14 protein-coding genes and 1 tRNA gene are annotated in these 17,356 nt (G+C 71.5%); 10 read left to right on the plus strand and 5 right to left on the minus strand.

Features of this window, described 5'->3' with window-relative positions; all coding sequences use genetic code 11:
• The first annotated feature begins 201 nt into the window (after window positions 1-201).
• Together SVTN_RS13795 and glmS are read left to right on the plus strand one after the other, a co-directional pair.
• Window positions 202-477 carry a hypothetical protein gene (locus SVTN_RS13795; protein WP_041129361.1) on the plus strand — a complete coding sequence of 92 codons (276 nt, stop codon included), beginning with the start codon at window positions 202-204 and terminating at the stop codon, window positions 475-477.
• A gap of 67 nt (window positions 478-544) precedes the next feature.
• Window positions 545-2,362: a glutamine--fructose-6-phosphate transaminase (isomerizing) gene (gene glmS / locus SVTN_RS13800; protein ID WP_041129362.1), complete on the plus strand. Its 1,818-nt coding sequence runs from the start codon at window positions 545-547 to the stop codon at window positions 2,360-2,362.
• Window positions 2,363-2,555: 193 nt separating this feature from the next.
• Here the strand turns inward: glmS and SVTN_RS13805 are convergent, their stop codons facing one another.
• Both SVTN_RS13805 and SVTN_RS13810 read right to left on the minus strand, forming a co-directional pair.
• A complete protein-coding gene (locus SVTN_RS13805; RefSeq protein ID WP_041129363.1) occupies window positions 2,556-3,116 on the minus strand; it encodes a GPR1/FUN34/YaaH family transporter in 561 nt (186 codons plus the stop codon).
• 163 nt (window positions 3,117-3,279) lie between these two features.
• Complete coding sequence (locus tag SVTN_RS13810) at window positions 3,280-3,801, minus strand: universal stress protein (RefSeq protein ID WP_030493924.1); 522 nt, start codon at window positions 3,799-3,801, stop codon at window positions 3,280-3,282.
• 660 nt (window positions 3,802-4,461) lie between these two features.
• On the opposite strand from SVTN_RS13810, the gene SVTN_RS45505 reads away from it, so the two are divergent.
• The 7 genes from SVTN_RS45505 to SVTN_RS13845 all read left to right on the plus strand — a co-directional run bounded on the left by SVTN_RS45505 (window position 4,462) and on the right by SVTN_RS13845 (window position 12,673).
• Window positions 4,462-4,881: a hypothetical protein gene (locus SVTN_RS45505; protein WP_041129364.1), complete on the plus strand. Its 420-nt coding sequence runs from the start codon at window positions 4,462-4,464 to the stop codon at window positions 4,879-4,881.
• A 421-nt stretch (window positions 4,882-5,302) separates the two neighbouring features.
• Window positions 5,303-6,463, plus strand: a complete 1,161-nt coding sequence (locus SVTN_RS13820) for a helix-turn-helix domain-containing protein (RefSeq protein WP_041129365.1) — start codon at window positions 5,303-5,305, stop codon at window positions 6,461-6,463.
• A gap of 178 nt (window positions 6,464-6,641) precedes the next feature.
• Window positions 6,642-7,247, plus strand: coding sequence for an oligoribonuclease (orn, locus tag SVTN_RS13825; protein ID WP_041129366.1), 606 nt, complete (start codon window positions 6,642-6,644; stop codon window positions 7,245-7,247).
• Window positions 7,248-7,374: 127 nt separating this feature from the next.
• A tRNA-His gene (locus SVTN_RS13830) sits at window positions 7,375-7,447 on the plus strand.
• Between the two features lie 163 nt (window positions 7,448-7,610).
• A complete protein-coding gene (gene aspT, locus SVTN_RS13835) occupies window positions 7,611-9,293 on the plus strand; it encodes an aspartate-alanine antiporter (protein WP_041129367.1) in 1,683 nt (560 codons plus the stop codon).
• Between the two features lie 9 nt (window positions 9,294-9,302).
• Window positions 9,303-11,006 (plus strand): aspartate-alanine antiporter, encoded by a 1,704-nt coding sequence (gene aspT, locus SVTN_RS13840; protein WP_041129368.1) that lies wholly within the window; start codon window positions 9,303-9,305, stop codon window positions 11,004-11,006.
• A gap of 11 nt (window positions 11,007-11,017) precedes the next feature.
• Window positions 11,018-12,673: a bifunctional aspartate transaminase/aspartate 4-decarboxylase gene (locus SVTN_RS13845; protein WP_041129369.1), complete on the plus strand. Its 1,656-nt coding sequence runs from the start codon at window positions 11,018-11,020 to the stop codon at window positions 12,671-12,673.
• A 122-nt stretch (window positions 12,674-12,795) separates the two neighbouring features.
• Here SVTN_RS13845 and SVTN_RS13850 read toward each other — a convergent pair whose 3' ends face one another.
• From SVTN_RS13850 to SVTN_RS13860, 3 genes are all read right to left on the minus strand, one after another.
• Window positions 12,796-14,313: a glycoside hydrolase family 18 protein gene (locus SVTN_RS13850; protein ID WP_041129370.1), complete on the minus strand. Its 1,518-nt coding sequence runs from the start codon at window positions 14,311-14,313 to the stop codon at window positions 12,796-12,798.
• A gap of 253 nt (window positions 14,314-14,566) precedes the next feature.
• On the minus strand, window positions 14,567-15,940 hold the full coding sequence (locus SVTN_RS13855; protein WP_041129371.1) for a sensor histidine kinase: 1,374 nt from the start codon (window positions 15,938-15,940) through the stop codon (window positions 14,567-14,569).
• Window positions 15,937-16,650 carry a response regulator transcription factor gene (locus SVTN_RS13860; RefSeq protein ID WP_041133873.1) on the minus strand — a complete coding sequence of 238 codons (714 nt, stop codon included), beginning with the start codon at window positions 16,648-16,650 and terminating at the stop codon, window positions 15,937-15,939. The genes SVTN_RS13855 and SVTN_RS13860 overlap by 4 nt, the downstream gene beginning before the upstream one ends.
• An 87-nt stretch (window positions 16,651-16,737) precedes the next feature.
• Between SVTN_RS13860 and SVTN_RS13865 the strand changes: the two genes are divergently transcribed.
• Entirely contained in the window at window positions 16,738-17,334 is a 597-nt protein-coding gene (locus SVTN_RS13865) for a hypothetical protein (RefSeq protein ID WP_041129372.1), read from the plus strand.
• Window positions 17,335-17,356: the final 22 nt, after the last annotated feature.

Below are 17,356 nucleotides of genomic sequence, written 5' to 3' on the forward strand. Positions count from 1 at the left end.
GATCGACTTCGGGTGATCGACTTCGGGTGATCGACACGTCCCTCGTTCTGTATATCCCTTCGGCGACCATGCGTATCGCGCGCCTTACCGGCGGTCAAGGTCTGGACCAAGGAGCCGGTTCCGCGTGTGGATCGCGGCACACCTGCCCGATTTCGGGCAGGATTCTTGCTAAGCGCCTGGGTGACCCCTCAGTATTCACGGGTGCTCGAACGCCGCCCGTCGCACGACGACCTCATCGACCACCTGGTCCGCAGCACCGCGCTCCAGCGCGGTGAGGCCGCCCGGGTGGTGCTCGACGTGCTGGCGTACTTCGACGAGACGACCGAGGAGTTCGTCCGCCGCCGCCACCGCGAACTGCAGTCCGGCGGCGCCGTGAACGCCGAGATCTTCGAACGGATCGCGACGGAGCTGCCGCACCGGGCGGTGGCGCCACCGGAGCTCTCGCTCCGGCAGCTGCGCCGGATCGTCTACGGCTGAATCGTCCGGGGCCGAATCGTCCGCGGCTGAGCAGCACTCATCACTGACCTGGAGGGGTTTCACCTTTATGTGCGGAATCGTCGGTTACATCGGTAAGCGCGACGTGGCCCCGCTGCTCCTTGAGGGCCTGGCCCGCCTGGAGTACCGCGGCTACGACTCGGCCGGCATGGTCGTCACCAGCCCGAAGGCCACCGGCCTGAAGGTGGTCAAGGCCAAGGGCCGCGTCCGCGACCTGGAGGCCAAGGTCCCCAAGCGCTTCACCGGCACCACCGGCATCGCCCACACCCGCTGGGCCACGCACGGCGCCCCGAGCGACATCAACTCGCACCCGCACCTCGACCCCGAGAACAAGGTCGCGGTCGTCCACAACGGCATCGTGGACAACGCCCAGGAGCTCCGCGCCAAGCTGGAGTCCGAGGGCGTCGTCTTCGCCTCCGAGACGGACACCGAGGTCATCACCCACCTCATCGCGCGCTCCGAGGCCGAGACCCTCGAGGAGAAGGTCCGCGAGGCGCTCAAGCACATCGAGGGCACCTACGGCATCGCCGTGATGCACGCCGACTTCAACGACCGCATCGTGGTGGCCCGCAACGGCTCCCCGGTCATCCTCGGCATCGGCGAGAAGGAGATGCTCGTCGCCTCCGACGTCGCCGCCCTGATCGCCCACACCCGCCAGGTCGTCACCCTGAACGACGGCGAGATGGCCACCCTGAAGGCCGACGACTTCCGCACGTACACCACCTCCGGCGCGTCCACCAACGCCACGCCCGAGACCGTGGAGTGGGAGGCCGCCTCCTACGACATGGGCGGCCACGACACGTACATGCACAAGGAGATCTCCGAGCAGCCCGACGCGGTCGACCGCGTGCTGCGCGGCCGCATCGACGACCGCTTCTCCACCGTGCACCTGGGCGGCCTGAACCTCGACGCCCGCGAGGCCCGCACCATCCGCCGCATCAAGATCCTCGGCTGCGGCACCTCGTACCACGCCGGCCTCATCGGCGCCGGGCTCATCGAGTCCATGGCCCGCATCCCCGCCGACGCCGAGCCGGCCTCGGAGTTCCGCTACCGCAACCCGGTCGTGGACCCCGACACCCTCTACATCGCCGTCTCCCAGTCCGGTGAGACCTACGACGTGCTCGCCGCCGTCCAGGAGCTCAAGCGGAAGGGCGCCCGCGTCCTCGGCGTCGTCAACGTCGTCGGCTCCGCCATCGCCCGCGAGGCCGACGGCGGCGTGTACGTCCACGCCGGCCCCGAGGTCTGCGTCGTCTCCACCAAGTGCTTCACCAACACGGTCACCGCCTTCGCGCTGCTCGCCCTGCACCTGGGCCGCATCCGCGACCTGTCCGTCACCGACGGCAAGCGGATCATCGAGGGCCTGCGCAAGCTGCCCTCGCAGATCGAGGAGATCCTCAAGACCGAGGAGCAGATCAAGGAGATCGCCGCGGAGTACGCCGGCGCCCAGTCGATGATGTTCATCGGCCGTGTGCGCGGCTACCCCGTCGCCCTGGAGGCCTCCCTCAAGCTGAAGGAGATCTCCTACATCCACGCCGAGGCGTACCCGGCCTCCGAGCTGAAGCACGGCCCGCTCGCCCTCATCGAGCCGGCCCTGCCGACCGTCGCGATCGTCCCCGACGACGACCTGCTCGAGAAGAACCGCGCCGCCCTGGAGGAGATCAAGGCCCGCAGCGGCCGCATCCTCGCCGTCGCGCACCAGCCGCAGCCGAAGGCCGACCACACCATCGTCGTCCCGAAGAACGAGGACGAGCTGGACCCGATCCTCATGGGCATCCCGCTCCAGCTCCTCGCCTACCACACGGCGCTCGCCATGGGCCGCGACATCGACAAGCCGCGCAACCTGGCGAAGTCCGTCACCGTCGAGTAGGCCCACCCGGCCCCTCTCGGCCGTCGCGCAGGCCTCCCAGCCGTCGCGGCCGAGGCGGGGCGCCGGGCCTGTCCCCCGGCGCCCCGCCCCTCCGGGCCTGTCCCCCGGAGCCTCGGCCGGACACCACAGCGGTCCCCGTGCACACACCTCCCGTGCACGGGGACCGCTGCGTTTCCTGTCGTACGGGTGGAACTCAGCCCGCGGCCGGGGCGCCCGACGCGCGGCGCAGGGCCGTCGGCCAGCCGGCGACCGCGGCCGTGGCGCCGTACCAGGCGACCAGACCCGCGACGGCGGCGACCCAGCCGCCCGCCTTCCCGAGACCGCTGTTGTCGGCCATGGCTCCGATGCCGAGCAGCAGCAGCGCGACGAACAGCAGCCCGTACACGCCCTGTCCGAAGAGTCCGCTGCCCGAGGAGGCCATGGTCAGCGTGAGCGCGAGGAGCGCCCACAGGAGCAGGAAGAGCCCCATGGCGTCGGCCGAGGCGTGCCCGCCGGCGCCGCTGCCCCAGGTGAACCAGAAGGCGCCGAGCGCCGCGTACGCCGTGCCTTCGCCCTTGTCGCCCGCGCGCAGCGCGAGCAGTCCGACGAGGAAGAGCGTCACGCCGCCGACCCAGGTGGCGAGACCCGCGGCATCCGCTGCCGCGACGTTGTCGATGACACCGGTTCCGCCCAGGCCGAAGGCCAGCAGGGTCAGTCCGAGTGCCAGGTGGCCGAGCGTGGAGGTGGTGTTTCCCGCGGCGACTTCGTTGTTCACGGCGGGCTCCCTTCAGGTGTGCAGTTGTCCTGCGTGAGCTGCTGTGTTCCGGTGACCTTTATGTACCCTTCACAAGCGCACAATTCACCTGAGGAAGGCCGAATTTATGGCCGGATGACGGCAGTTGAGGGAGTGACCTGACGGGCCGTGGGGAGCTGCGGGGTTACGGGATGACGATGACCGGCCGCTGGGCGCGGCGCGCGAGGCGGCCGGCGACCGAGCCGAAGATCCGGCCGACGATCCCGTGCGTGGAGCCGACCACGATCGCGTCGGCCGAATACTCCCGGCCGACCTCCTCCAGCTCGTGGCAGATGTCCCCGCCGCGCTCGACCAGGATCCACGGCACCTCGGAGAGGTGGTCGGCGCAGGCCAGTTCCAGACCGAGGACCTCGGTGCGGTGGTCGGGCACGTCGACGAAGACCGGGGGCTCGCAGCCGGCCCACACCGTGGTGGGCAGCCGGTTGGCCACGTGCACGATGATCAGGCCCGATCCGGAGCGGCGGGCCATGCCGATGGCGTACGCGAGGGCGCGCTCACTGGACATGGAACCGTCGAAGCCGACGACCACCCCGTGCCGGAAGGCCGGGTCGCAGGCATGACGTGGCTGTTCTACCGCGAGGGGGTCGACCGTGGAATCGGCGACGCGCTTGCGGTCCGCGGGTTCGGGGAATTCGTGACCGGCCATCGGTGTCTCGGCGAAGAAGGTCCTCGTGGGAAGGGACGGGGAAAGGGGGGACGAACGACGGGTGGCGGCGGAGCTGTGTCCGGGAATCATCTTCCCAAGCCCATACCCCCAAGGGTACGGCGACACTCCTCTCCTGCCCAGAGCCCGCCGTGCCACACCCGGCGTGCCCGCCGCTCGCGCGCGGCGTTCCAGGGAGCATGCACGAGGGGTTCGGGATCTGGCAATGCCGGATGTGCCCTACAGGCGTCCGTACGGGGGCCAAACGGACGTCGCCGAGAGTGACCGGAACGTTCCGCTCCTCGTTGCCACAGGTCCAGCCCACCGTCGTCACGGATCACAGCCCCCATCGCAGCCCCGCCGCCGCCCGACCGATGCCCCATCGCAGCCCCGCCGCCGCCCGACCGATGCCCCATCGCAGCCCCGCCGCCGCCCGACCGATGCCCCCATCGCAGCCCCGCCGCCGCCCGACCACCGCCCGGTCGCCGCCCGACCGATGCCCCGCCCTCGCCCGACCGCAGCCCCGCCGTCGTCACGGACGGCCGACCCGCCCTCACCCCACCGTCACCGCGGACCGCCGCCCCACCGCAGCTCCGTCACCGCCACAGACCGCTGCCCCCACCGCCACCACAGACCCGTCCCACCGTCGCAGGGAGACCGCCCGTGCCCGCACCATCGACCGCCGCCGGCCAGACCTCCGCCACCACCCCCACCCCCACGCTCGGCGCGCCCCGCGGCCGCCGCCGGGCGCCCGCCCTCCCCCCGACGCCCGGCACGGAGCCGGAGCCGGGAACGGCGACAGGCACGGGGGCGATGGCGGGCGCAGGCGCGGCGACGGGCGCGGGCGCGGGGGCGGCGGCGGGCGCGGGGGCGGCGGCGGAGCAGGCCGGTGACGTCGTCCGCTGGGCGGTCTTCTGCTGCGTCCTGGTCCCCGTGGTGCTCGTCGTCTACGGCACCTCGCTCGGCGGGGCCGCCGGGACCGCGCTCGGGCTCGTCTCGGTGACGGCGGCCTGCCGGCTGCTGCTGCGCCGCTCGGAGCGCGGACTGCGGGCCGAACCGGTCCGTCCGAGGCGCCGGAACTAGCCCCGGAGGGGCCCCGAGCCGGTCCCGCCCCTCTTGGAGTTGACAGGTTCGTACACTCGACCCCATATGTTTTCAGCCAACTTCCGGCCGCCGGCGAGTCCTTGGCGGAACGGTTGGCCAACCCCGGCACCGACGGCCGCGGAAGCCGTGTCCCAAGGGCTCACACCCCCCGCGTACGGGGGTGTTCGGCGCCACGCACGCTCCTCCGGCAGCCGCCGGAGGCAAGATCCCTCGATCGATCGCTTCACGCCAAGTTGCCTTGTCGACAATCCACCGGATGGAGAACTTGTCACGCCGGCGCCACGGGACACAGTAGATTCGATCATGGGTACCGAAGACTGGGGTCTCGTGCAAAACCGAGGGGAAACGTGCAGCAGCGACACGACCAGGGAGACGCGAACACCGAGGGGGGCTTAGCGTCATGAGCCAGGACTCCGCCGCACCGGAGGCCGCACGGAAGCTGTCCGGGCGCCGCCGTCGCGAAGTCGTCGCGGTGCTGCTGTTCAGCGGCGGCCCCATCTTCGAGAGCTCCATCCCGCTCTCCGTGTTCGGCATCGACCGGCAGGACGCCGGGGTGCCCCGCTACCGGCTGCTCGTCTGCGCCGGCGAGGAGGGCCCGCTGCGGACCACCGGCGGGCTCGAACTCACCGCGCCGTACGGCCTGGAGGCCATCGGCCGGGCGGGCACCGTCGTCGTCCCGGCCTGGCGGTCGATCACCTCGCCGCCGCCGCCGGAGGCGCTCGAAGCGCTGCGCCGTGCGCACGAGGAGGGGGCCAGGATCGTCGGGCTGTGCACCGGGGCGTTCGTCCTGGCCGCGGCCGGACTGCTCGACGGCCGCCCGGCGACCACGCACTGGATGTACGCGCCGACGCTCGCCAAGCGCTACCCGTCGGTCCACGTGGACCCGCGGGAGCTCTTCGTCGACGACGGGGACGTGCTGACCTCCGCTGGCACCGCGGCCGGAATCGACCTGTGTCTGCACATCGTGCGGACCGACCACGGCACCGAGGCCGCGGGCGCCCTTGCGCGCCGGCTGGTCGTCCCGCCGCGGCGCAGCGGCGGTCAGGAGCGCTACCTCGACAGGTCTTTACCCGAGGAGATCGGCGCCGACCCGCTGGCCGAGGTCGTCGCCTGGGCGCTGGAGCATCTCCACGAGCAGTTCGACGTGGAGACGCTCGCCGCGCGCGCCTACATGTCACGGCGGACCTTCGACCGCCGGTTCCGCTCGCTGACGGGCTCCGCCCCGCTGCAGTGGCTGATCACCCAGCGGGTGCTGCAGGCGCAGCGGCTCCTGGAGACCTCCGACTACTCGGTCGACGAGGTCGCCGGCCGGTGCGGCTTCCGCTCCCCGGTGGCGCTGCGCGGCCACTTCCGGCGCCAGCTGGGCTCCTCGCCGGCCGCCTACCGCGCGGCGTACCGCGCCCGGCGGCCGCAGGGCGAGGCCGGTACGGCGGTCCTCGAGGCCGCGGTGCCCGCCCAGGGCGCGGCGGGGCTCCGCAGGCCGCTGGAGCCGGGCAAGCCGCAGTCGGACGCGTACGCCCCCGGCCGCCCGGCCCTGCCGGGGCAGCGCAGCGCGCCGTAACCGGCCCTTCCGGCCGGTGCAGCGCGCCGTCACAGACCGCCGCCGCCACAAGCGGCGCGACGCAGGACCGACGGGCCCTCGGGGACACCTCCCCCGGGGGCCCGTCGGCCTGTCCTGGGCGGTTCCGAAGGCCCGCGGGGCCGGTCCGATCAGCGGGAAGGGCCCTAAGGTAGGACGCATGAACGATCGCATGGTGTGGATCGACTGCGAGATGACCGGGCTCTCGCTGACGGACGACGCACTCATCGAGGTGGCCGCGCTGGTCACCGACTCGGAACTGAACGTGCTCGGCGAAGGCGTGGACATCGTGATCCGCCCGCCGGACGCGGCCCTGGAGACCATGCCGGCCATCGTGCGCGAGATGCACACGAAGTCCGGGCTCCTCGACGCGCTCGCCGACGGCACCACCCTCGCCGACGCGGAGGCCCAGGTCCTCGCGTACATCCGCGAGCACGTCAAGGAGCCGGGCAGGGCCCCGCTGTGCGGGAACTCGGTCTCCACGGACCGCGGCTTCCTCGCGCGCGACATGCCCGCCCTGGAGAGCCACCTGCACTACCGGATCGTCGATGTCTCCTCGGTCAAGGAGCTGGCCCGCCGCTGGTACCCGAGGGCGTACTTCAACAGTCCGGAGAAGAACGGCAACCACCGGGCGCTCGCCGACATCCGCGAGTCCATCGCCGAGCTGCGCTACTACCGCGAGGCGATCTTCGTCCCGCAGCCCGGCCCGGACTCGGAGACCGCGAAGCAGATCGCGGCGCGTCACGTCCTGCCCGCGTCGGAATGACCTCCCGCTCGCGCCCCCGGAGGCCCCGGGAAGCCCCCGCGGAAAACGGTGGCGCGAGCACCCTCCAGAACCCTGTAGACTTCTTCTCGGCCGGTCAGGGAAGCCCTCGGGCGAAAGACCGGTCGTGGTGGGTATAGCTCAGCTGGTAGAGCACCTGGTTGTGGTCCAGGATGTCGCGGGTTCGAGTCCCGTTACTCACCCTGATGGACTCAGGCCCCGGTTCGCATGAACCGGGGCCTGAGTCGTTCTCGCACGTCTCACCCGTACGGGCGATGCAGTGATCCACTTCCCCCTGCCCCCTGTTAGCGTCCCCTCATGTCCAATTTCTTCACATTTACCCACTTTTGGGCCGGGTGAGGCCGTGTGGGAGTCCTCCGCGACCACCCCGAACTCGCCCTCTTCCTCTGTCTCTCCGCCGGCTACCTCCTCGGCAAGCTTCGCGTCGGCCCCATCACGCTCGGCGGCATCTGCGGCACGCTGATCGTCGCGCTGCTCCTCGGCGCCTGGACGAAGGTCGTCATCTCCGACGACGTGAAGACGATCTTCTTCGCGATCTTCATCTTCTCGCTCGGCTATCTGGCGGGGCCGCAGTTCTTCGCCAACCTCAACAGGAAGAGCCTGCGCTTCTTCACCCTCTGCCTCATCGAGGTCGTCTGCGTCGTCGGCATCGCCCTCGGTCTCGCCAAGGCCTTCGACCTCGACGTCGGCACCGCCGCCGGCATCCTCGCCGGCGCCGCCACCGAGTCCGCGGTCGTCGGCACGGCCACGGAGGCCATCGGCAAGCTCTCCGACCTGACGCAGCAGCAGATCACCGAGTACCAGGGGCACGTCGCCACCGCCTACACGGTCTGCTACCTCTTCGGCCTCGTCACCATCGTCATCTACACCAGCCAGATCATGCCGATGCTGCTGCGGATCAACCTCCGCGACGCCTCCCGCGCCCTGTGGGAGAAGATGCGCGGCTCCGGCGGCGGCCTGGAGCCCGACGAGCGCGAGGCACTCCCCGGCATGGTCGGCCGGACGTTCCTGGTCACGCTCGCGGACGGGGCCACCGTCTCCCAGGTGGAGCGGCAGAACGGCAGCCGGGTCACCGTCGAGGCGGTGAAGCGGGGCACCAAGGTCCTCACCCCTCCCCCGCCCGACTTCGAGCTGACCCTCTCCGACCTGGTCCTGATGGTGGGCCGCCGGTCCAACATCATCGACGCGGGACGGCACGTCGGCCCCGAGACCCCGGCGATCCCCGGCCTCGACACCCCGCTCGCCACCACCCAGGTCTCCCTGACGGACAAGGCGGCGGCCGGCAAGTCCATCGACACCCTCACCAAGGAGCACCCGGAGTTCTCCTCCGGCGGGGTGTACGTCACGGACGTGCTCCGCAACGAGCAGCACCTGCCGGCGACGCCGGAGACCGTCGTGCAGCGCGGTGACGTGCTCACCCTGGTCGGCGCGCGCTCCGGTCTCGGGAAGCTGGCGGCGAAGGTCGGCGCGACCGTCAAGAACGACGCCACCGACTTCATCTACCTGGGCCTCGGCATCGTCTGCGGCAGCCTCATCGGCCAGATCTCGGTGAAGTTCGGCGGCGTCCCGATGTCGCTCGGCACGGGCGGCGGCTGCCTGGTCTCCGGGCTGCTCTTCGGCTGGTTCCGCTCCCGGACCCAGACCTTCGGCGCCTTCCCGCCGCAGGCCGCCACCACCCTCAAGGACATGGGGCTGGCGATCTTCATCGCCTGCACGGGCCTGGTGTCGGGCCCGCAGGCCTGGCCGCTGCTCAAGGAGTACGGGGCGCTGCTGCCGTTCGCGGGGATCGCGATGGTCCTGGTGCCGGCGACGATCTCGCTGATCGTCGGCCGCAAGCTCCTGAACATCGAGAAACCCCTGCTCATCGGCGCCATCGCGGGCCAGCAGTGCTCGACCCCGGCGATCACCTCGGTGACGCAGGTCGCCCAGAGCTCGGTCCCGATGCTCGGCTACACGATCACGTACACGCTGTCGAACTTCCTGCTCCCGCTGACCGGGCCCCTGCTCGTCGGCGTCCTGGGGGCGTGAGGAGCCGCAATGATCGATTTCCTCAACCGGAACGTCTTTCACCCCCACCCCGAGCTGCTGATCTTCATCACCGTCGCACTCGGCTTCCTCTTCGGCAAGCTCCGCTACAAGGCGATCGCGCTCGGCGCCGTCACCGGCTGCCTGGTGGCGGGGCTGCTGCTCGGCGCCCAGTTCAAGGTCACGATCGACGGCACGGTGAAGAACCTCTTCTTCACCATGTTCCTCTTCGCCCTCGGCTACAAGGTCGGCCCCCAGTTCTTCCGCGGCCTGAAGAAGGACGGCCTGCCGCAGGTCGTCAACGCGGTCGTGGTCTGTGTGACGGGCCTCCTCGTCTCCTGGGGCTTCGCCGTGATGCTGGGGTACGGCCCCGGGCTCTCCGCCGGGCTCCTCGGCGGCGCGCTCACCCAGTCCGCCGTCATCGGCGTCGCCCAGGACGCCATCGGGAACCTGCCGGGGCTCTCCGCCGACCAGATGAAGAACGAGGAGAACCTGGTCGCGATCGGCTACGCCGTCACGTACCCGCTCGGCACGATCCTCTGCGCGATGCTCCTCGCGAACGTCCTGCCCAAGCTCTACAAGCGCGACCTGGCCGCCGAGTCCGCACAGCTCGCGAAGGAGCTGGACACCCCGGGCGACAACCCGGACCTCGCCGAGGGCTACTACGAGGTCGTCCTCCGCGCGTACGAGATGGACCACTCGCCGCTCGTCGGCCGGACCATCGACGACTTCGAGAACCAGCAGAAGGAGCTCGGGCACCGCATCTACATCACCCGGGTGCGGCGCGAGGGGAAGATCCTCGCGCCCAGCCAGCAGACGGTGCTGCGCTCGGGCGACGTCCTCGCGGTGAGCGCCCTGCGCGGCTCGCTCGTCGACTTCGACGCCCGTACGCACATCGGCCCGGAGACCGACGACGTGGAGCTGCTCGGCTACCAGACCGAGACCCTGCACGTGGTCGCCTCGGAGAAGGCGCACCTGGGGCAGACGGTCGCGGAGCTGCGCCGGGAGCCCTTCATGGTCGGCGTGTACATCGACAAGATCTACCGCTCGGGCGCCGAGTTCCCGTACCGGCTGTCCACGAGGCTGGAGCGCGGCGACACGGTGATCCTGACCGGCCCGAAGCGGCTCGTGGACCCGGCGGGCAAGGCGATCGGCAAGCCCGTGCCGACCTCCTTCGCCACCGACATGCTGTGGGTGGGGCTCGGCATCTTCCTCGGCGGCTGCATCGGCATCCCGGCCCTCACGGTCTCCGGCGTCCCGATCTCGCTGTCCACCTCCGGCGGCGCGCTGATCATGGGCCTGGTCTTCGGCTGGATCCGCGGCAAGTACCCGACGTACGGCAATGTGCCGCCGGGCGCCCAGTGGTTCATGGACACCCTGGGCCTGTGCCTCTTCGTCGCGGTCGTCGGCATCAACGCCGGGCCGAGCTTCACCAGCGGCCTGTCGACGGCCGGCTGGGGGCTGCTCGTGTGGGGCGCGGTGGCGACGGTGCTCCCGCTGATCGTGGGCTTCCTCGTCGGCCACTACGTGCAGAAGATCCGCTTCCCGATCCTGATGGGCGTCCTGGCGGGCGGCCAGACGACGACCGCGGCGATCGGCGCGATCAACGAGCAGTCCAAGTCGCAGATCCCGACGCTCGGTTACACGATCCCCTACGCGGTGGGCAACGTCCTGCTGACCATCTGGGGCGCCGTCATCGTCATCCTCAACCACTAAGGAACCCCGCCGTGCCCAAGACCACGTTCACCCGTCAGGAGATCCAGTCCTTCGCGCAGCTCTCGCCGTTCGAGCTGAAGGACAAGTTCATCCAGCTCGCACAGGCCGCGCAGGCCCACAAGCCGGGCCAGAAGGAGAAGTCGCAGGCCCAGATGCTCAACGCGGGCCGCGGCAACCCGAACTGGGTCGCCACCGGCCCCCGCGAGGCCTTCTACGCGCTCGGCTACTTCGCGCTCTCCGAGTCGCGCCGGGTCTGGACCGCCGACAACCTCGGCGGCATGCCCGAGCTCCGGGGCTCCGGCGAGCGCTTCGACACCTTCGTCCGCCGGCACCCGGACCTGCCGGGGATCGAGCTGCTGCAGAGCTGCGTGGAGTACGCGGTCGAGCGCTTCGGCTTCGACAAGGACGCCTTCGTGCACGAGCTGACCGACAGCACGATCGGCGACAACTACCCCGTACCGGACCGGATGCTCACCCACACCGAGCAGATCGTCCGCGGCTACGTGCACGACGAGATGTTCGACAAGCGCCCGCCCGCCGGGAACCTGTCGCTGTTCGCGACCGAGGGCGGCACGGCCGCGATGTGCTACGTCTTCGACTCCCTGATGAAGAACGGGATCCTGAGGAAGGGCGACCGGATCGCGCTGATGGTCCCCGTCTTCACCCCGTACATCGAGATCCCCGAGCTCGACACGTACGAGTTCGACGTCGTCACCGTCAACGCGAGCCTCTTCGCGGAGACCGGGGTGCGCGAGTGGCGCTACCCGACGGAGGAGGTCGCCAAGCTGGCCGACCCCTCGGTCAAGCTGGTCTGCGTCGTCAACCCGTCCAACCCGCCGTCCCTCGCGATGAGCGAGCGCGTCGCGCACCAGATCAAGGACATCGTCGCGGGACCGAACCCGAACCTGCTGATCGTCACCGACGACGTGTACGGCACCTTCGTCGAGGGCTTCCGCTCGCTCGCGGCCGAGATCCCGCGCAACACGCTGCTCGTGTACTCGTACTCCAAGCACTACGGCTGCACCGGCCACCGGCTCGGCGTCATCGGCCTGCACGACGACAACGTCATCGACGGGATGATCGCCGGTCTGCCGCAGGCGGAGAAGGACCGCCTGAACAGGCGGTACGGATCGCTGTCCCTGGAGCCGGAGAAGATCCGCTTCATCGACCGGCTCGTGGCCGACTCCCGCCAGGTCGCCCTCAACCACACCGCCGGGCTCTCCCTCCCCCAGCAGGTGATGATGGCGCTCTTCTCCCTCTTCGACATGCTGGAGGAGGGCCAGGCCTACAAGCACAAGATCCGGGACATCGTGAAGCAGCGCCTCGACCTGCTCCTCGAAGGCGCCCAGATGAAGATCGCCGAGGACCCGCAGCGGGCCGGGTACTACATCGAGCTCGACCTCCTCGCGGAGGCGGAGCGGGTGCACGGCAAGGACTTCGCGGACTTCCTGGAGAAGAACTACGAGCCGGTCGACCCGCTGTTCCGGCTCGCCGAGCAGACCAGCGTGGTGCTCCTGAACGGCGGCGGCTTCGACGGCCCCGAGTGGTCGGTCCGCGTCTCCCTCGCCAACCTCGACGACCTGGACTACCTGAAGATCGGCCACCACCTGCGGGCGATCTTCAACGACTACGCGGAGGAGTGGAAGGTCGCGCGGGCGTCCGCGTAAGGAGGCGTGGGAGCGTCGCGCGCGTCCGCGTGGGAGACGGGGGTGCGCGCCCCGGCCGGCGGTGGGGTGGTTCCGGCCGGGGCGCGCGGTGTGGGGGGCGCGGTGGCTTACCTGGCGGTGTCTTACTTGTAGGCGCCGAAGGCCTTCGTGAAGGCCAGGGGCTGCTGGAGGATCGAGGAGCAGGTGGGGTCGGCGTAGTTCACGGCGCCGGCCGCGCACTGCTTGTCGCGGGCCGAGGACCACATGGAGAGCCAGCCGAAGCCCTTGGACTTCGCGAAGTCGACGAGCTGGGTGGCGTCCTCGACCTTGAAGACCTCACTGCTGACGTCGTTGACGCCGATCATCGGGGTGACGGCGACGGCCTTCCAGGCGGCCGCGTCGGAGAGGCCGAGGACGCCCTTGATCTGGGCCTGGGTCGCGGTCGCGGCCTGGATGGCGTACGTGCCCATGTCGGCGCTGTACGCCGGCCCGTAGTCCATCGCCATGATGTTGACGGCGTCGACGCGGACCCCGTTCCTCTTGGCGTCGGCGAGCAGGTCCACGCCGGGCTGGGTGAGGCCCTCGGGCATGACCGGCAGGGTGAAGGAGACGTTCAGGCCGGGGTGGGACTTCTGGAGCTGGGCGATCGCCTGCGAGCGGCGGGTGTTGGCGGCGGTGTCCGGCAGGGCCGCGCCCTCGATGTCGAAGTCGACCTTGGTGAGCTTGTACTGGTCGACGACCTTGCCGTACGCGGCGGCGAGCGCCGAGGAGGTCGAGCAGTTCAGGGCCAGCTCGTGGCCCGCGGCGCCGCCGAAGGAGACGCGGACGTCCCCGCCCTTGGCGCGCAGGGCGCCGATCTGGGCGGCGACCTTGTCGTTCGCGAGGTCGGTGACGCCGCCCCACAGCGGGGCGCAGGAGCCGCCGGAGGTGATGAAGGCGAGGTTGAACTCCTTCACGCCGGTGGCGTCGGCGGTCGCGAGCAGGTCGTACGCCGGGTAGAGCGAGGTGTCGACGTACGGGGAGTACTTGGCGGCCGTGGCGGGAGCACCGGTGGCGGTCGCGGTGGGGGTGGGTGTCGGCGCCGTGGTGGGCTTCACGGTGGCCGTGGCGGTGGGCTTCGGGCTCGCGGTCGCGGTGGCCGTCGCGGTCGGCTTCGGGGCGGCGGTCGGGGTGGCCGTCGCGGTGGGCTGCTCGGTGGGGCGGCCGCTGGGGGTGGGGGCGGGGCCCCCGGCGGAGCAGACCGCCTTGTTGATGAGGCAGCCGGTCGGGTCTCCGGCCTGGCCGGTCGCGGAGGTGACGAAGCCGACGGTGACGGACTGGCCGGGCGCCAGCTGCTTGTTCCAGCTGGCGGGCTTCACGGTGACGTGGCTGCCGGAGACGGTGTGCTCGCCGTTCCAGAGGGAGCCGATGGTGGTGCCGGCCGGGAGGTCGAACTCCAGGGTCCAGTCGGACTGGGTGGCGGTCGTCTCGTTGGTGACGATGTACTGGCCGGTGTAGCCGCCGGTCCAGGAGCTGGTCCGGGTGTAGGCGGCGCCGACGGCGGCGGCCTGGGCGGTGCCGGTGAGCGCGAAGGCCGCGCCGCCGATGACGGCCGCGGCGACGACCGCTCCGACGACCTTGGTCCGGGTGCTCGTCCTGCGCCGGTGCGAACTGCTGCCCATCGCGTGCCTGCCTCTGCGTGCCGGGGGTGGGGGTGGGGTGCGGCAGCACGCTAGCGAGCGGGAAACGGACAAATGCCCAGGAGGGAGCCGGGGTTGGGATTCTTAGGCTCCGCTTAAGGAAGGCATCGGAACCAGGAAAGGTTGGGGGCGGAAGGTCGGGGGTGCGGGAGCCGGTGCGCACGGACCCGGGGCGCACGGACCCGGGGCGCACGGACCCGGTGCGCGCGGACCCGGTGCGCGCGGACCCGGTGCGTCACGCCTTGCGGCGGCGGCCGCGACGGCCTCCGCCGCCGCCCGTACCGGCTCCGCGTCCGTCGAGGCTGATCCAGATCCGCACCTCGGTGCCGCCGAGGACCGAGTGGCCGATGCGGACGTCGCCGCCCGTCGACTCGGCCATGCGGCGCACGATGTCGAGGCCGAGGCCGGTGGAGCCGTCGCGGCCGCTGCCCGCGCCCCGGGCGAGCGCGGCGGCGGGGTCGGCGATGCCGGGGCCCGCGTCGGAGACGAGGACGATGACGGCGTCCTCGCCGTTGTGGACGTCGAGGGAGAAGGCCGTGCCCTCGGGGGTGTGGCGGAAGACGTTGCCGAGGAGGGCGTCGAGGGCGGCGACGAGCTCGGGGCGTGCGACGGGGATGCGGACAGGGCGCTCGACGCCCGCGACCCGCACCCGGCGGCCCTCGTCCTCGGCGAGCGCCGACCAGAACTCCATCCGCTCGCGGACCACTTCGGCGGCGTCGCAGCCGGCGCCGGGCCCGGTCGCCTGGGTCTGCGGCTTCGCCTCGCGGGCGGTGCGGATGATGATGTCGACCTCGCGCTCCAGCTGTTCGACGGCCGCGCGGGTCTGCTCGGCGGCGGGCCCCGAGCCGAGGGAGGCCGCGTTGAGCCGGAGGACGGTCAGTGGGGTGCGGAGGCGGTGGGAGAGGTCGGCGGCCAGTTCGCGTTCGTTGGCGAGGAGCTGGACGACCTGGTCGGCCATCGAGTTGAAGGCGACGGCGGCCGACTTGAGCTCGGGCGGCCCCTCCTCGGGGACGCGCGCGCCGAGCCTGCCCTCGCCGAGGTCGTGGGCGGCGCCCGCGAGCCGCTGGGCGGGCCGGACCATGCGGACGCCGAGGCGGTCGGCGACGGCTACGGAGCCGACGATCAGGGCGAGGCCGACGCCGGCGAGGACGAGCCAGGCGGTGGCGACGCCGTTGCTGACCTCGCCCTCGGGGACGAACAGTTCGACGACGGCGACCTGGGCGCTGCTGAGCGCGGTGGGCTGGAGCAGCGCGAAGCCGCCGGGGACCTCGGCGATGGAGGCGCGGCCGAGGCTGCGGGTGGCGGCGAGTTCGGCCGGGTCGGCGCGCGGAGTGCCGATCTCCAGCGCGGTGCCGCCGGGTTCGGCGGCGGGCACGTGGATCGCGAGGCGTCCTGCGGCCCCGTCCTCGGTGGTGGCGACGGCCTTGTCGAGCTCGTCGCGGTCGGTGGTGATGGCGAGGACGGGGGCGAGTCCGGCGGCCCGCCGTTCGGCGTTGGAGAAGGCCCGGTCGCGGGCCATCTCCTTGACGACGAGCCCGAGGGGGACGGCGAAGGCGAAGACGACCATGGCGGTGACGGCGAGCGACACCTTGACGAGCGCCCACCTCACGGCTGCGTCCCCGGTTCCTGCTCCCGGGGCGGCTCCAGCTTCACGCCCACCCCGCGCAGGGTGTGCAGATAGCGGGGCCGCGCGGCCGTTTCGCCCAGTTTCCGCCGCAGCCACGACAGATGTACGTCGATGGTCTGGTCGTCGCCGTACGACTGCTGCCAGACCTCGGCGAGCAGCTCCTTGCGCGGGACGACGACGCCGGGCCGTCCGGCGAGGAAGGCGAGGAGGTCGAACTCGCGCCGGGTCAGGTCGAGGGGTGCCCCGTCGAGCTCCGCCTGACGGCGCAGCGGGTCGACGGTGAGCCCGCCGACCCGGATGGCCCTGGACGGCGGCTGCTCGCCGGCGGCGGCCCGGGAGCGGCGCAGGACGGCGGCCATCCTGGCCGTGAGGTGGTCGACGGAGAAGGGCTTCACGAGGTAGTCGTCGGCCCCGGCGTGCAGGAGCCGTACGATCTCGGCCTCGTCGTCCCGGGCGGTCGCGATGATCACCGGGACGTCGGTGATCCCGCGCAGCATCTTGAGCGCCTCGGACCCGTCGAGATCGGGCAGACCGAGGTCCAGGATCACGACGTCGAAGCGGAAATGGGCGACCTCGCGCAACGCCTCCAGAGCCGTGCCGACGCTCCGTACGGTGTGGGAGGCCTCGGTCAGCTGCCGGATGAGGGCGGAGCGCACGAACTGGTCGTCCTCGACCACGAGCACACTTGCCATGGGCGGCACCGTACGCCATTCGGGTGAGGTCCCGGGCCCTGTCCACCCTCTGGTACGGACCTGACCCCGGTAGTGCACTATGTCCCGGTGCGAAGAGGACTCGTTCACGCCCTGGCCTGGTCGCTCGCCACCGGTGCGGCGGTCACCCTGTCCTGGTGGGGAGTGCACACGGTGCTGTCCGGCACGGTGTACGACCCGCCGCGCGCGCTGCCCCTCCCGGCCGGCGGCACCATCGGCGCGCCCGCGTCCGGCGACGATCCGCAGACCTCCGCCACCCGGAGCCCCGCGACCGCCCCGCCGTCCGCGCCCGCCGCCCCGAAGTCCACGCCGAGCGAGGCCCGTACGCCCCCGACGCCCCCGTCCGCGACCCCTTCGCGCCGCCCGACGCCCACGGCGGAGGCGCCCACCACCACCCCGCCGCCGGACGCGGGCACGAACCCGGGCTCGGGCGCGGACTCGGGCGTGAAGACCTACACCGTGGACGGCGGCCGGGTCACCTTCGACCTCGGGGAGACCTCGGCCGAACTGGTCTCGGCGACGCCCGCGTCCGGCTGGCAGATGCAGGTGTGGAAGCAGCCGACCTGGATCCGGGTCACCTTCACCGAGGGCGGCCGCGAACTGTCGGTCTTCTGCGTCTGGCACGACACCGCTCCCCGCGTGGAGATCGACGACCGGCAGACGTGACGGCCCCGGTGCACCGGACGTC

It is taken from the genome of Streptomyces vietnamensis, from assembly GCF_000830005.1.
Lineage (GTDB): Bacteria > Actinomycetota > Actinomycetes > Streptomycetales > Streptomycetaceae > Streptomyces > Streptomyces vietnamensis.

Excerpts from the sequence above, each read along its gene's own strand:
- glmS (WP_041129362.1), top strand. The coding sequence starts at position 545 with ATGTGCGGAATCGTCGGTTACATCGGTAAGCGCGACGTGGCCCCGCTG.
- SVTN_RS13810 (WP_030493924.1), bottom strand. The coding sequence starts at position 3,801 with ATGGCCGGTCACGAATTCCCCGAACCCGCGGACCGCAAGCGCGTCGCC.
- SVTN_RS13820 (WP_041129365.1), top strand. The coding sequence starts at position 5,303 with ATGAGCCAGGACTCCGCCGCACCGGAGGCCGCACGGAAGCTGTCCGGG.
- orn (WP_041129366.1), top strand. The coding sequence starts at position 6,642 with ATGAACGATCGCATGGTGTGGATCGACTGCGAGATGACCGGGCTCTCG.
- aspT (WP_041129368.1), top strand. The coding sequence starts at position 9,303 with ATGATCGATTTCCTCAACCGGAACGTCTTTCACCCCCACCCCGAGCTG.
- SVTN_RS13850 (WP_041129370.1), bottom strand. The coding sequence starts at position 14,313 with ATGGGCAGCAGTTCGCACCGGCGCAGGACGAGCACCCGGACCAAGGTC.
- SVTN_RS13860 (WP_041133873.1), bottom strand. The coding sequence starts at position 16,650 with ATGGCAAGTGTGCTCGTGGTCGAGGACGACCAGTTCGTGCGCTCCGCC.